The sequence below is a fragment of the Mesorhizobium mediterraneum genome, from assembly GCF_002284565.1.
GTDB classification, from domain to species: Bacteria; Pseudomonadota; Alphaproteobacteria; order Rhizobiales; family Rhizobiaceae; genus Mesorhizobium; species Mesorhizobium mediterraneum.
Genome location: NZ_NPKI01000026.1, coordinates 243,702 through 258,822 on the forward strand (window position 1 = coordinate 243,702; position 15,121 = coordinate 258,822).

Consider the following 15,121-nt stretch of genomic DNA (forward strand, 5'->3'; position numbering starts at 1 on the left):
CTCATAGCCTCTTTTCGACCAGCACCTCGACGCGGCGGTTCAAGGCCCGTCCCGCGCGCGTGCTGTCGTCGGCCACTGGATCGGTAGCTGCACGTCCTTCGAAGCGAATGCGGTCCTGCGGCACACCGTTCTGGACCAGCATCTCGGTAATGGTTGCTGCGCGCGCTTCCGACAGCCGCTGGTTGGTGGAAAGCGGATTGGACCGTTGCAAAGGAATACTGTCGGTATGGCCGACCACGGTGATTTTTCCGATCAGTTCCTGATTGGCCAAGATCACTTTGGCGATCGAACCAATCAGCGGCTCGAAGCCTTCCGTCAGTGTCGGCCGCGACGACTGGAACAGTTCGGGGTTGGAGGCCTGAATGATCAGCCTGGCCAGCGAAACGCTCTCGGTGCCGCTTAGCGCGGCCCTGAGATTCGCCGGCGCTCCGGCCTGAAACTCCGGCACCAGCGCGAAATCCACGGCCTCCGGCGGCGGCGCTTCGACCTGAGGCGATGTGCGGCTGATATCGCCGCGCGTGGGTGGCGGCAGAGCACGAACGAGCGTAGAAAGCTCGACTGCCTGACTGCTCAGTCCCATCGACAGCCCGAGATAGATTGCCGTGGCGATAACCGCCGCACCGAGCGCCATTACCCAGATCGGAACGATGAAGCGCTGCGGCTCGTCGGATGCGATCACGCCTTTCCAGTTCGGCGACAGTGGCGCGCCGTCGGCGTCGGCATCGCGCAGGAAGCGCGCCGCAGCAACGCGAACGGCATTGAGCGAGCGGTCGCCCGACCGGCCGGGCACACGATATTTGCCGCGGAAGCCGAGCGCCAGGCAATGATATTGCAATTCCAGCAGTTCACGATCCCGGTTCGGGTGGCGCTCCAGTTCGTCGAGACGCGTGAAGAACTGCGTGCCGGCATCGACATCGCCTCGAAGCATCACCACAAGCGGCTGGCGCGGCCATGCGCTGGCACCGCCCCATGGCGTGTTCAAGGCCAGATCATCGAGCAACGCCGCCACCACCCAGGCTGCCTGGTCGGCGCGCTCCAGCGAGGATCCCGCCGACATTGCCGCGTCGCGTGCCCGAACCAGCTCTTCGAGCAACCGGGTGCGCATCGCCTCCGGGTTTTCCGGTGGCAGCGCGCTTTCAAGCTCCGGCGCGAACTCGAGCAAGGGCGCGAATGCGTTGACAAGGGTGTTGGGATGCGTACGCGACCGTTTCATTGGCGCGCCCGACAGGAGTGGCGTCATCGGTCGCGGCATCGGCGCGCCGGTCAGCCGTATGCGAGTGCGTTCGCGATCCTCCGACAGTCCGAAAGGATCATCCCGGCTCATGATCTCACCTGTTTACCGAATAGCAGTCCACCTGCGGCTCGCTCGGCAGCACACCCGACACGCCAATAACGAAGCCGGGGGCATCGAGCAGCGAGGCCCAGTGCTCGCTTTTCTGATCCAGTTCAAGGCACAGCCGATCGCCATCGTAGGGGATTTCGCGGGGCTGGGAATGAAGCGGTTTCAGTGGAATGCCGGGTAGACGGGATTTCCATAGACCCTCGAACTGATCGGCCGAACCGACAGTCGCCTGGTTGACGAAAATCTTACGCAAGGCATCTTCCGACAGCTCGGAACCGACCCGGATAACGATCCGGCTGGCCACCAGCAGCTTCGGGTTGTCGATGCGGATTTTCCAGACGTTGGTCGAATGCCGCATGACCGGCAGTGCGCGGGATTTAGGCTCGATGTAACGCAGGCTCAGGATGAGTGAGCGCAAGGCGTCCGCCAGCGCCAAATATGCGGGGCCGGGCGCCATGTGATCGTAGGCGGGCAACTCGCTCAGCCGTCGCGCGCTCGAGCCATAGGTCGCCATCGAACCGGCAAGACCGGCAAGCTCCAGGTAAAGCTCGGCCGGATGGAAAACATCCTGCGCCAGCATGTGCGCCAGTCGTGGACGCGCCGCATTGGCGAGATTGAGCATCAAGAGGTCTTCGACGCTACGCCCTGGCCCACCCATGACCATTTTGCCATGCGCCTCGGCGATTTGGTCGAGGCCGGTGACGACTTCCAAAAGCAACTGCCGGTACCAGGCCACTGCTCCGGTAACCAGTGTCGGCGGCAGGAACGTCTCATCCAGGGAGACGCCGCCATCGGCTCGAACGCCTTTGATGTCGGCTATGGGCAAGGCGGTGTAGCCGCCAACCGATTTTCCCGGTGCAAGCAGCAGCGCCTGCGGTCGGGCGATTTCGATTTCTTCAGGATCCGAACCGCCCTGGACGGCGTCGCGCACCGAAACGATGCGCCCATGATAGCGTGCTCCTGTCGAGGCCGCGTGCGCCGGATCGAAGCCGACACCGCCAGCAGGCTCGATCGGCAGGGCGACCAGCACCGGTCCGGCACCCGTATCGGCGGTGACCGGCAGCGGTCGTGGCGCGTCCATCAGGTCAGGGATGGAGAAGGGGGTTCCATCCGGAAAGATGCCCTGTGCCGACAGGATCGAGACCTGGCCGGCATCGAGCATTGCCTGGTCCAGCGTCAGCTGCTGAAAGCCGAACGTATGCAACTGCCCGGCCTGCAACGCGCCGCGCACCGTCGCCTCGAAAAAGCGATCCTGCTGCTGAAAATGCTGGGTCCGCAGAAACAGGCCTTCGGACCACAGCACCCTGTTTGCATCGCTCATGCCGCTACTTCCTGCATCGAGCACCCCTTGCCCTGGCCGCTAGGCGGAAATGCCGCCGCTGCCAAGCGTGACGTTGACGGTAACTGTTGATCCCGACGACACCGACTTGGTTGTGCGCCAGCTCCGGCCGCCGGGCTCGCGAACGAGGGCAACGAAGCCCAGCGCAGCCGCGTCCGGCTCTACGGTGATGGTTTTGGATGCGGTCTTTCCCGGCCCGACGGAGATCTGGTCGGATCCAATGAGATCGCCTGCGAGTGCGGAGCCGGCATCCCCCTGCAGCGCGAAATAATCGGCCGAGTTGAATTTACCGGTGCTGCGCAGCCGCATCACGAGGACCGTCACGGGCCGGTCGCCGCCACCTGGTCCCGGGTTCATGCCGGCCGCGCCGGTCAGGTTGACGGTGACCGCGGATGGTTTTGGCGGACCGCTCTGACAAGCCGCAAGCAGCCCGGTTGCGCCCAGGGCAACGATAAATTCGCGTCGATCGATCATTTTTCACTCCTCCTCATATGCATCCCGAAAATCAGCGCCGATTTCGCCGAGGAAGCTCGATTCCGCACTCTGGGCGATTTCACGATGGCGTTTCTGGTATAGCTCCCACAGCTTGGCGCTGCGCCCGCCAGAAAGCAGGGTGCCGATCGCTGAACTTGATTTCAACTCTTCCTCGATCGCTGCCGGGTCAAAACGGTCAATCATCCGCCGCAAGGCCGACTGCACGCCTCGCCAGGCGCGCACGTGATGTTGCGCGAGATCGCGGACCGCATCCGCGATTGCCGCTTCGCCGGCCAGAAATCCGGGGCTGCGCTCCGCTATGATGGTCACGATGGCGTCGTCGACCGTCGGCAGAAACTTGAGCGGATTGACTTCAGAGGCTCCCACCACCGTCTGGGCGACGCGAGCGTTTCCCTTTTCCTCGGCCCGCTTGCGCAGCAGCTGCATCAGGCCTTCCATCATGAGCCGATACTCGCGACCGAACTTCTCCATTTCCGCGACGCTGTCGCGTCCGGGAAAATCGGCTTCCTCAATGCCCATGCCGCGCAAGAACGCAGTGCGAAGGGCCGTATTCGCCTGTTGTGCCGCTGCCAGGGAGGGGGCGGGTTTGGGAGCAACGCCAGCACGTGGCGGAGAAGGGATATCTGCCGCCTGGCCACGCAAATCCCAGGGATCGGCCGATTGCGGTCTTCCGGCGAGATGTTTGCGTTGACCGGTCGAGCTGGCGCCGTTTCTCGAATCGGGCGACGCGGCCGGCCCGAAACCGAAATCGTCATCAAATTCGGATGACCTTTTTGAAGCGGCCTCGGTTGCGCCGGACGGCACCGAATCGAGGCTGAATGGGTCTGCGGGGCCTGGCGCACCACTTGGTTCAGAATAGACGGCGCCATTCGGCGCGGGCGTTGATACCGGGTCGAGGCTGAACGGGTCGTCGAAGGCCTGCGAACTGCGCTGGTTGGCGCGCTCAAACGCTCCTGGAATCGGCTGCTCGAACGGGTTCGGCAGATCGGCGGGACGCGGTCGTCGCGGCTCTTCTTCGACCGTGGCTGAAAAGAAATCATCGCGGCCGATGCTTACCGGCGCTCGTGATGCTGGCGGCGACCGTTCCGGGACCGATTGGCTGGTTGCTGGTGCTTGAGCGACCGGCGTCTGCAGATCGACGCATACGATGTAATCGCCCAGTCTCAGCCGCATGCCGTTTTGAAGACGGACCGACGTGCCAGCGCCGAGCGGACTGTCAGAGTCGTTTATGAACAACCCGCTGCTTGATGTGTCGGTGACGAAATATCCATCCCGCCCGCCGGTGATCTTGCAATGGGCGCGTGAAACGAACATGTCGGGATCGTCGATCTGCCAGCCTGCGTCCGCGCTGCGGCCGATCACCAACTCACCCTCGTCCAGTCGGGTCTGCCGTACCGCCTGGGTCCGTGGTCCTTGCTCCAGAGTCAGCAGCAGACTCATGCCGCGACCCCCGCCATTTCCGGCCGCCATCCGACAATTGTCCGCAGCCGCATATCGTCAGCATCGCCCCTTTCAGCAGGCCGCACAAGCCAGGTGGTTCGGCCGAGCTGTACCGCTCCGATGCGGGGCTGCGGCACGGCTTCACGCGCGAGCACGATCCGCAGATCGACGTCGAGCGATTCCCCAACCATGTCGCGAACGGCCTGTTTGAACATTTTCAGACGTTGACCGCCCGGCAGGAACGTTTTGAACTCCTCATACCCGAGCGGGCCGACGCGGAGTTCGATCCTGCTTTGGCGGCTGAAAACGCGCGGGCCGATCGTCGCCCCGCGACCCAGCACTGCATAAGCTTGTGCAAGGCGGGTCTGGAGCGATGCTGGGATGGTCATCCAGGTGGCAACGAACTCCTTGATCTGCACCGGCACCTTGAACGCTTCCGCCAGGAACAGCGTCAGCCGCTCCGGGCCGTCGACCTGGCCGGCGAGCGATGCTGCCTGGCGAAGCTTCACGGCGTCGAGATCGGGATTGTGGGTGCCGGGCAGTCCGATTCCCGCCATGGCTTCAAGCATGGCCCTTACCCGGCCGCCGACCGCACGTTCGACCTGTACCGCCGGATGCGCATCCGCCCAGGCCCGATAGTACAGGGCGATCATGCGGTGCTGGAGAATATTGACGAAGTCCACGAACGTCGTGTCGCTGGTCTGCCGTGCGTCAGCGCCGGTGAACCAGCGCTGCGACAGACGATCGAGTACCCAGCGTGTCAAATGAAGCGGCATGGGGCCTTCCGGTCCCATCAGCCCGAGATTCGCGATCGTGACCCGGGCCGGCGTCTTGTCCTTCGCTTCGCGGAATTCAACCACGTCCTTGGCGGAAAAGCTCAGACGCACGTGCTGCCCGAGCCTTGCCGGCTCGCGATCCGCGTGGCCGGAATAGCCGAACAGCCCACCCCTGCGTTCGAGCCGGCGCAAAAGCTCGAAAAAGTCGAACGTATCAGACAGCCCCTCGACCCGGTTCAGGTCGAGTTCGCCTAGATCAGGTGGCGATTGCCGGGCGTCATCGGCCATGGCACATCCTCCTGCTTCTGCAGCAGCCGCGTGCGGGTCCGCACAAAGCCGTTTATTCCTGCGTGGCGGGCAAACAGCCGCGCAAGCAAGGCTGAAAGCAGCAATGTGCTTTGCCCTGCCAGGACCGACTGGTCCACATGCAATGTCACTTCCGTGCCCCTTCCGAAGCACATCGGCCCATCGATCTGCAGCCGTTCGATGACGGACCGCGAGTCAATACGAACGATCGAGTGCACATTGCGTGCGAGGCTCGGATCTCCCCGGTCGGCATAAAGATCGAGCAGCGCATGCAGCGGATCGACACCACGACCTTCCTTGGCAAGGCTGAGAAAGTTGAGCGCCAGCTGCGCCACGAGCCGCCAGGCGAGATTGTCGGCTCGGGATTCGCCTTCGGCGCCCGCGGGCAGGGCGGCCGGGATAGCCGGCTGGGGCGGACGCAGCGCACCGAGAAGCCGGACCGTTTCGACCGGATCGCCTGTCTCCAGCGTCAAGGTAGGGTTGTCGTCGAGGATCGGCAGATCGCGGTTGGTGCAAAGCGCCATGATGTCGACACGCTTCAGCGGTCGGTTCGCCGGGCTTCCGACCGGCCGTGAAATCGATAGAAAAACGTCGTCTCCAGTGTATGAGGTGCGGGTCAACCCGTCGCGCCGTTCATCTTCGGTGGCCCGGCGAGGGCGCCGTTCGGTGGAAAAGACCCAGCCATTGTTGCGATTTTGCCCCAGGCTGAAGAGCTCCGGAATTTCGGCGTCGGTGCCCTCGGAATCGGCGTCCTCGACGCGGGTCACCCGATAGATTTCGAAGTCCCGCGCCCGCGTGCGGTCGGCATGCAGCACTTGCCGCGTTCTGCGGGGATCAAGCTCGATGACGTTGCAGTCACGCTCGAAGAGGTTGATGATCGGCGTCGCAAAAAGTTCGAAATCCGCCGGCGTCACATCGGCAAGTTCGGGTGCTGGACGCCGGAACATGAAGATGATTTCGATCCCGGCGTCGCATCTGCGCACGACCGGTTGCAGTCCTGAAACCCGCACGTAGTGAAAGCGCTCGGGCATCATGAAATATTCACGCAGCAGACGGTACCCTTCGAATGTCGGCCGGGTACGAGGCATCAACGCCTCGTCGTCGCTGATGCCGACCATTTCGGGTGCCGGCAACGGCGATAGGGGGTTGGCCTTGCCTTCGGCTCGTGCACCAACGGCCGAGCAGACGCCGAAAACTGCGTCAAACAGCAATGGCGCTTTGGTGCGCCCAGCAAAATAGAAATCGAGCCGGTCAAGCGCCAGTTCGTCGAGCTTGCCTTTTCCGGCCCGACCAAGCGTGATACGCAGCGCCGCCTCGCCGCCTACGCCGCCGATCGGTGTTATGCCGGCCGCTGCCAACCCGCTGCGATCCTGGAAATAACTAACCGACTTGATGGTTATCGGCCACAGCGTCATTTCCTGCGCTGTGGTGAAGGTGCAGCGCGTCGACAGGCCGGGTTGCAGACCGGACACCAGCCGCGTGTTCCGCCTGACGACATGGCCGGCAACCATCGACTGGACCTGCTGTCCGGGTTTCAGCACTGCCATCGCCGTTGCCGGCGCCGGCGTAACCAGATCGGGATAAAGGACATCCAGGACGCTGCGTGAAAACCTCGAGCGCTCGGCATCGACTTTCAACCGGGTGCGCGCAGCGAGAAAGGCGACGCCGTCAAGCAGCCGCTCCACATACGGATCCGGGCAGGGGACCGTATCGAGCGAGAGATTGCGCGCCACCGCCGGATGCATGTCGGCAAATTCTGCCGCGAGTCCGCGAATATGGGACAGTTCCTCCTCGTAATATTCTACGAAGACGCGATCCATCTCAGCTTTCCCTAAATTCGGTCCGGGCCAAGCCGTTATCGAGATTGATTGTGGTGCGCAGGCGCATGCGTTCCGGCGTCGGCGTCATGATCAGCACAGCGTCTATCTCGATCTTCAGGCCCACACTTTTGTCACCAAGGGTCACCGTTACCTTTGTTGCGCTTTCCTTGAGACGTGGCTCGAACGTGGCAAGGATGGAACGGATCTCGCGCGCCAGGGTTTCGCGATCAAAGTCGCGGGACGAACGGCCCGAGAAGGAGGGCACGCCGTAATTGACCACACTTCGACGCACTTCCGGAAAATCGGCAAGCGACGGCGGATTGTCCGCGGACTGTTCGTTTTCAAGATCTGAAAGAAGCGGAACGGCTTCGAAGCGCTCGGTATTGAAGAGAGCTTCGATGTCACGTCGCACGGCCTCCCTGAGGACGCGGGCCGATACGACCACGCCGCGGCTTTCGATCTCCGCGCGGTGTTGGGTTTGAAAGATCAGGCGGTGCAGACGCCGCTTCTGATCGGATGTGAGCTCGGCGTCGGCGTCGATGATCCGCGTGGTACTTGCGATGAGGATGTCCAGCCGGTCCGCGCCAAGCTCGTCGAGCAAGACCTGGCGCAGCCCGTCTATTTCCGAGGCCACGCCCGGCAGGTCATTGACGAGGCGGTCCCAAAGAGAGGGCTGGACCGCTTCGCGTTTCGCTCGCGAACTGCCGGTAACCTGCAGCTTGTCCGCGCCGGGCCGCCGAGCCTCACTTGCCGACATAGACATCCATTTCGATTTCGTCATCCTTGTCATAGACGAACTTGATCTTCTTGTAGGCGAAGCTGACCTCCTCCTGGATCAGGTCTTCCTCGTCCTCGGCCTGCGTCATGTCGTACTCCATGATCGAGGCGTCAGTCAGGGTAACGACTAGGTAGTCGCTGGTTTCCCCATCGATGGTCCGGCGTGCGGAGAACACAACTTCGTCCAGCGCCTTGTTGTCGAATAGCGCCTTCTTCAGATAGGGCGACGACTTGTCATAGTGCTTGGTGAACTTGATCATGCCGAGGGACACACGACCGCGGCGTGAGAGCGAATTCGGATCGTATGGCGCGACAATCTTGTAATCGACCCCATGGACTTCGATTTCATCTTCGTGGCCGTCTCGAACGCTTGGCCCTTTGATGTCCGGAACCTTTAGAAAGCCGTCGATTTTCACTGATGTTGGCATTGTCTTTCTCCAGCGCTTTCAAACAAAACAGATGATGTTGCTGCAAATTAAGACTTTACGGACGGTAGTTCCGACACCAGCCGGAGCGACGCGTTGATGCCCTCCAGTTGGTAATGCGGGCGCAGATAGAAGCGAGCATTGTAGTAGCCCGGCCGCCCCTCCACGCTGTCCACCTGGACCTCAGCGGCAGCGAGCGGGCGCTTGGCGCGCGCCTTGTCGTCGGCAAAGGCCGGGTTGGCCAGCACGTATCGGTTGATCCACTCGGTCAACCAGATCTGCATGTCCGACCGCTCCTTGAACGACCCTATCTTGTCGCGCGCAATGGCCTTGAGGTAATGCGCAAAGCGCGAAACCGGGAACAGATAGGGCAGGTTGGCGCTTAGCCGCTCGTTTGACTGTGCGTCTGGATCGACCAGCCGCCCGGCACGTGTCTCGTCGTCCTGCAACGAATGCGCGCCGATGAACGCCGCGAGATCCGTATTTTTCCGGTGCAGGATGGGCATCAGGCCGAGCTTGGCGAGCTCCGCCTCGCGCCGGTCGTCGATGGCGACCTCCGTCGGGCATTTCATCGCGATCGATCCGTCATCGGTCGGGAAGCTGTGCACCGGCAGGTTGAGCACCGTGCCGCCGTTCTCGACGCCGCGGATCTGCGTGCCCCAGCCGTAGAGCTTATGGCTGCGGTTGATGTTGACGCCCATCGGGAAGGCGGCATTCATCCAGACATATTTGTTGTGATCGCCCTCCACCTCCTCCTCGAAGGTGAAGCCCTTCACCGGAACGGTGTCGGTGCCGTAGGGCAGCCGGGCCAGCACGCGCGGCATGGTGAGGCCGATATAGCGCGCGTCCTCGCTCTCGCGCAGCGATTGCCACGAGGCATAGGCCGGGTTCGATACGATCATCTGCAGGTCCTGCGGGTTCGGCAGTTCCTGCCAGCTGTCCATGCGGAACAGGCGCGGCGAAGCGGCGGCAATGAACGGCGTATGCGCGGAGGCGCAGACACCCGACATATTGCGCAGCAGGCCGACGTCGCGCGGATGGTTCGAGAATTCGTAGGCGCCGACCAGGCAGCCGATCGGCTCGCCGCCCAGCATCGAATACTCGTCCGTATAGACCTTCTTGAAGATCGGGCTTTGATCCCACATCTGGCCTTCATAGTCTTCAAGCGTGTCGGCGAGCTGCTCCTTGGAAATGTTCATCACCCGGATCTTCAGCTTCTGATCCGTTTCGGTGTTGTTGACGAGATACCAGAGGCCGCGCCACGTACCTTCCATTTCGCGCACTTCCGGCGCGTGCAGGATCTCGTTGACCTGCGTCGTCAGCATCTTGTCGATGCCTGCGATCAGCGACTTGATCGACTTGATCGCGTTGGACGAGATGGTCGTGGTGTCGGAACGGGACTGCGCCGCCAGCGCGAGATTGCGGACGAGTTGCTGCAGCTTCTCGCTGTCGTCCTTCTTGACCTTGAAATCCTTCTCGAGGAGCCCGCTGAATTCTCCGAGGTCGATGGCTTCCGCCTCGGCGGTGACGGCTGCGGTCTTTTGCTGTTCGGCCATGACTTACTCCTCAACCTTATCGTCGTCGGATAATGCCTGGTTGGCGATCTTGCCGAGCAGCGGCTCGTTGTTCAGAAGTTGCGCGATGCGCTTTTCGGCGTCGACACGGCCATCCATGAAGCCAAGCAGTTCCTCGAGCTGACGACGCATCTTGAGGATTTCGGCCAATTGCGGAACCTGCTCGGCAATCTTGTCCGGGGCGAAATCGCCCATCTTGGTGAAGGTGAGATCAAGGGCAAGTTCCTCGTCGCGCTCGGCACCCTCGGCCTGAGGCAGCGTATTCTTCACGCGGGCTTTGACGCGCGGTCCGAGCGCCTCCATGAAACGGGGAAAGCGGTTCGCGTCGGTCTCGACAAAGGAGCGATCCAGTACCGACTTCATCGCTTCCCTGGTCTGTGAAGCGCCGGAAAGGTCGGCCATCACGCCCATGACGAACGGCAATTCGATCGTCGTCGGGCTGCCGTAGGTTTCCACGTCATAGGCGATCTGCACGCGCGGTGCGCGATTCCGTTCGATGACCTTCGCTTTACTTTCGGCTGCCATGGCTCGTTACCTTTCATCCTTCTGGGCCGTCTTCTTGGCATCGGGAACGCCGGCAAGAAGCCGAAATTCCTTCAGCCCCGACGGGGCGAGATCTTCCATCAGTTCAACAAAATCCATATGCACCATGCGGCGCACGCGGCGGGCGAGGTGCGGGATCGGGCTCGACGGTTCGGTGCGGTCGTAGAAGGCGACGACGAGGTCGAGGCATTTGACGACGTCGTCGCGCGAGGAAATCCGATCAGGGAGCCCGGTGCTCGGTTCCGCGTAACTTGTCGTGCCTGCCATAGCCTCGGCTGCATGACCGTTTCGGGCAGGCATTTCTGGATCGGCAGTCGTGGGGGCGGGGTTCGCCGCGCCGTTCGTCGCAGCCTCGATTACCGAATTCCGTTCGAGGGTCGACAGCAAACGCTGCAGAAACCGTTTCAATTCCGGGACAGCGGTGCCGCCGCCCTCTAGACGAACGTTGAGAGCCGTCTCGACCGCATCAAGAGCCGAGATCGCCGCTTGGGCATCGGCGATGAGCGCCATCATCTCCGCATTGGCCTGATCGGCCTGCGCCTTGCATCCACTATGCACCCGGTTCAGAAGTTGACCGTGGGCGCTGACCAGCGCTGCCTTTTCGGCTGCATTCAATCCTGAAGCCGCTTCCAGAAGCATGACACGTTCGTCGAGCGCGCCTTGTTCCAGATCGCGCCCGCTGATCGCTCCGATCGTGCGCGGTGCGAAGAACGTCAGTTGCCGCAAATTGGCTAACAGCCCGTCTTGGCCATTCTGGAGGTCGAGCAGGGCGTTGATACGACGCAAGGCGGCGTCGCGTGGTGCAGCATTGGGCCGCAGGGCCGGATGCAAGGTCTCCCAATGCTGATCGAAGGTCCGCGCAATAAGGGTCAGACCATGCGCGAGCCCGGCGAGCCCCTGCTCATTGGCCAGCGCACGTGTGACAATGACAAGCAGGCGCAGATCCCGGCCGTGTGCACGCAACTCCTCCGCCTTGTCGAGGACGGCAGGCCAGTCGACCGGAATGGTGCTTTGCGACGAGGGCTTGTTATGCCCGTCATGGATGACCTTGACCTGGGGTTCCGTGAGACGTTCCAGCTCATGAAAGGCTGGATCGTTGCGCAAATCCTCCCCTGACGGATTTTCACCGTCCAGCGGATTCAGCCAGAGTGCGAGATCAATCACACCAACCCCCAGCGAGCGGCTCTTTCGGCCGTGCGTGCCCACGTTATCACACTGCGACACTTTACCACAATTTAGTTGCTGCTCAATCATAATGGGAGCTCGCAAGCCGGGTCCTGAGCTCGAAATCGGTGGCGCAGTTATCGAACCGTTTATCTGGATGCATCGCAAAGAAGTGGGCATTCCAGGGCTGTTTGTAGCCGATGGCGTGGGCTGTTGCTGGGACGGAAGAAGTCCACTGAATCGAACACCCACTCGCCCCGTCGATAACGCGCTTTGTCAAGTTGCTGCTTATGTGGCAGGTTATTGACTGGCAGATCGCAGGAGCAAGTTCGATGGAACAGCGCCGGTCGTCGCAGAGCTTCAAACGCAAGGAACTGGTCGGCAAGCTAAACCACGTCTGTTTGCGCGCCTTCAAGGCTGCGGCCGACACCGCCAAACTGCGCGGCAATCCTTACGTCGAGCTCGTTCATTTCGTCGAGCAACTGGTGCTTTCCGAGCGCTCCGATGTGCAACTGATACTGGCAGACGCAGGGGTGGATGCGAGCCGGGTCACGGCCGATATGACCCGCGCCGTCGACAAGCTGCCTTATGGCGCCACTTCAATCGAGGAATTTTCCGATCATATCTTTCACGCCATCCAGGAAGCCTGGAGCCTGGCGGGGCTGGAATTCAGCGTCGAGGAAGTCCGCAGTGCGCATATTCTGCTCGCCTGCCTGAAGACGCCGGCGCTGGAGGGCCTGCTGTCAAAGATCAGCGGCGAATTCGACAAGATCGATGCGCAGGCCATCATCGCGCGGTTCGCAGATGTCGTGGAGGGTTCACTCGAAGCCGGCGCCTCGACTGCGGTTCCCGCCGCCGACACACCGCGGCGGGCTCCGGGCGGAGATTCGGCGCTGGCGAAGTATGCGACCGACCTGACCCAGCGCGCCCGCGACGGCAAGATCGATCCGGTCGTCGGGCGCGATCCCGAGATTAGGCAGATCGTCGATATCCTGATGCGACGCCGGCAAAACAACCCGATCCTGACCGGCGAGGCCGGGGTCGGCAAGACCGCGGTCGTCGAGGGCTTTGCCTTGCGCCTCGCCGAGGGCGACGTGCCGCCGACGCTGCAGGGCGTCAGCGTGCGCATGCTCGATGTCGGCCTGATGCAGGCGGGCGCGAGCGTAAAGGGTGAATTCGAAAAAAGGCTGAAGGCGGTCATTGATGAGGTTCAATCCTCCGAAACGCCAGTCATCCTCTTCATTGACGAAGCTCACACCTTGATCGGCGCCGGCGGCGCGGCTGGAACCGGTGACGCGGCCAATCTGCTGAAACCGGCGCTGGCGCGCGGTGAGCTTCGCACGATCGCCGCAACGACCTGGGCCGAATACAAGCAGCACATCGAGAAAGATCCTGCGCTGACTCGCCGTTTCCAGGTGGTCAAGATAGATGAGCCGTCGGAAGCGGTGGCTGTTCTCATGTTGCGTGGTGTGGCCGGTGTCCTCGAGCAGCACCACAAGGTGCAGATACTCGATGAGGCGATCGAGGCGGCGGTCAGCCTGTCCCACCGCTACATCCCGGCGCGGCAACTGCCCGACAAGGCCGTGAGCCTTCTCGACACCGCCTGCGCCCGTGTCGCCATTTCGCAGCATGCCACCCCTGCCGAGGTCGAGGACATTCTGCGCCGCCGCCAAGCGCTGGAAGTCGAGCGCGCCATCATCGGCCGCGAAGCAGCGATCGGCATCGGCGTGACCGACCGGAAGGCTCGGGTCGAGGCGGGGCTCGCCGAGACCGAACTCACGCTTACTGCCGCGCAGGAACGCTGGGATCGGGAAAAGGCGCTGGTTGGCGAGATACTGGAATTGCGCGCCAGGCTGCGCGGCGAGGGTGTGCCGCTCGATGCGGTGGAGACTCCGCAGGCGGTCGCCAAACCCGCAGGCGCCGATGTGCCCGAGATCGAAACGCATGAAACCGATGCGGATGCAACCGCCACTGCCGATCCTCCTCCACTCGATCCGGCTGCGGATCTCGCTCGGCTGCGGGAACTGATGGCCGAACTGGCCGAAGCGCAGGGCGAGACGCCGCTGATCCTGCCGTCAGTCGACCGCAACGCCGTGGCCGCCGTGGTACAGGACTGGACCGGCATTCCCACTGGCCGGATGCTGTCGAGCCAGACCGAAAAAGCGCTGCGGCTCGCTGCCACTCTGTCCGAACGGGTAGTCGGTCAGGATCACGCCATGGAAATGATTGCCAAGCGCGTGCAGACCAGCCGGGCCGGGCTCGGCGCGCCCGAAAAACCAGTGGGCGTCTTTCTGCTCTGCGGTCCCTCCGGGGTAGGCAAGACCGAAACCGCGCTGGCCTTGGCCGAGACGCTCTACGGTGGCGAGCAGAACCTCATTTCGATCAATATGTCCGAGTTCCAGGAGGCGCATACGGTTTCTACCTTGAAGGGCGCGCCACCCGGATATGTCGGCTACGGCAAGGGCGGCATCCTGACCGAGGCGGTCCGGCGCAAGCCCTATTCGGTGATCCTGCTCGACGAGGTCGAAAAGGCGCATCCGGACGTGCACGAGATTTTCTTCCAGGTTTTCGACAAGGGGATGATGGACGACAGCGAGGGCCGACGGATCGATTTCAAAAACACACTGATCCTGCTTACTTCGAATGTCGGCTCCGAAGTCATCATGGACCGGACCAAAAGCGGCACCGTACGGGCGGGGCTCGACGATCTGGACACAGCGTTACGCTCCCCGCTGTTGAAGGTTTTCCCCGCGGCTTTCCTTGGCCGGGTGGTAACCATCCCCTACTACCCGCTCTCGGACACGATGATCGAAGCGATCACCCGCCATCAGTTCGCCAAGATCGCCCGCCGGCTGCGTTCAAGCAACGATGCCGAGTTGGTGATAGGTGACGGTGTCATGGATCTCGTCAAGGCCCGCTGCACCGAGATCGAATCCGGCGGGCGAATGATTGACGCCATTTTGGCAAACACGCTTCTGCCGGAATTGAGCCGCGGGGTGCTGAACCGGTCGCTCGAGGGCGAAAAGATGACGAAGGTGACTGTCGGAGCCTCCGAAGGAGGTTTCACCTATTCCTTCGAATAGCTCAGGAGCAATTCTGTCGCTCTAAACCCAGCGTTTC

The 15,121-nt window shown here is 62.2% G+C and carries 12 protein-coding genes; 1 reads left to right on the forward strand and 11 read right to left on the reverse strand.

All coding sequences use genetic code 11. The annotated features are described in order from the left end of the window. Position 1 precedes the first annotated feature (1 nt). The 11 genes from icmH to tssA are packed head-to-tail and all read right to left on the reverse strand — an operon-like array spanning position 2 to position 12,001. Positions 2 to 1,324, reverse strand: a complete 1,323-nt coding sequence (gene icmH / locus CIT25_RS21080; protein ID WP_095486425.1) for a type IVB secretion system protein IcmH/DotU — start codon at positions 1,322 to 1,324, stop codon at positions 2 to 4. A 4-nt stretch (positions 1,325 to 1,328) separates the two neighbouring features. After that, positions 1,329 to 2,663: a type VI secretion system baseplate subunit TssK gene (gene tssK, locus CIT25_RS21085; protein WP_095486426.1), complete on the reverse strand. Its 1,335-nt coding sequence runs from the start codon at positions 2,661 to 2,663 to the stop codon at positions 1,329 to 1,331. A gap of 39 nt (positions 2,664 to 2,702) precedes the next feature. Next, a complete protein-coding gene (tssJ, locus tag CIT25_RS21090; protein WP_095486427.1) occupies positions 2,703 to 3,155 on the reverse strand; it encodes a type VI secretion system lipoprotein TssJ in 453 nt (150 codons plus the stop codon). Between the two features lie 3 nt (positions 3,156 to 3,158). Next, positions 3,159 to 4,616, reverse strand: coding sequence for a type VI secretion system-associated FHA domain protein TagH (gene tagH / locus CIT25_RS21095; RefSeq protein WP_095486613.1), 1,458 nt, complete (start codon positions 4,614 to 4,616; stop codon positions 3,159 to 3,161). After that, positions 4,613 to 5,680 (reverse strand): type VI secretion system baseplate subunit TssG, encoded by a 1,068-nt coding sequence (gene tssG, locus CIT25_RS21100; protein ID WP_095486428.1) that lies wholly within the window; start codon positions 5,678 to 5,680, stop codon positions 4,613 to 4,615. The genes tagH and tssG overlap by 4 nt, the downstream gene beginning before the upstream one ends. Further along, entirely contained in the window at positions 5,644 to 7,518 is a 1,875-nt protein-coding gene (tssF, locus tag CIT25_RS21105; RefSeq protein ID WP_095486429.1) for a type VI secretion system baseplate subunit TssF, read from the reverse strand. Before tssF ends, tssG begins: the two co-directional genes overlap by 37 nt. Position 7,519: 1 nt before the next feature. Next, positions 7,520 to 8,275 (reverse strand): type VI secretion system baseplate subunit TssE, encoded by a 756-nt coding sequence (gene tssE / locus CIT25_RS21110; protein WP_095486430.1) that lies wholly within the window; start codon positions 8,273 to 8,275, stop codon positions 7,520 to 7,522. Next, positions 8,262 to 8,723: an Hcp family type VI secretion system effector gene (locus tag CIT25_RS21115; protein WP_095486431.1), complete on the reverse strand. Its 462-nt coding sequence runs from the start codon at positions 8,721 to 8,723 to the stop codon at positions 8,262 to 8,264. Before CIT25_RS21115 ends, tssE begins: the two co-directional genes overlap by 14 nt. Before the next feature lie 47 nt (positions 8,724 to 8,770). After that, entirely contained in the window at positions 8,771 to 10,276 is a 1,506-nt protein-coding gene (gene tssC, locus CIT25_RS21120) for a type VI secretion system contractile sheath large subunit (protein ID WP_095486432.1), read from the reverse strand. Between the two features lie 3 nt (positions 10,277 to 10,279). Beyond that, positions 10,280 to 10,819 carry a type VI secretion system contractile sheath small subunit gene (gene tssB, locus CIT25_RS21125; RefSeq protein WP_095486433.1) on the reverse strand — a complete coding sequence of 180 codons (540 nt, stop codon included), beginning with the start codon at positions 10,817 to 10,819 and terminating at the stop codon, positions 10,280 to 10,282. Between the two features lie 6 nt (positions 10,820 to 10,825). Further along, a complete protein-coding gene (gene tssA, locus CIT25_RS21130; protein WP_095486614.1) occupies positions 10,826 to 12,001 on the reverse strand; it encodes a type VI secretion system protein TssA in 1,176 nt (391 codons plus the stop codon). Positions 12,002 to 12,333: 332 nt separating this feature from the next. On the opposite strand from tssA, the gene tssH reads away from it, so the two are divergent. Further along, positions 12,334 to 15,084 carry a type VI secretion system ATPase TssH gene (tssH, locus tag CIT25_RS21135; protein WP_095486615.1) on the forward strand — a complete coding sequence of 917 codons (2,751 nt, stop codon included), beginning with the start codon at positions 12,334 to 12,336 and terminating at the stop codon, positions 15,082 to 15,084. Positions 15,085 to 15,121 lie beyond the last annotated feature (37 nt).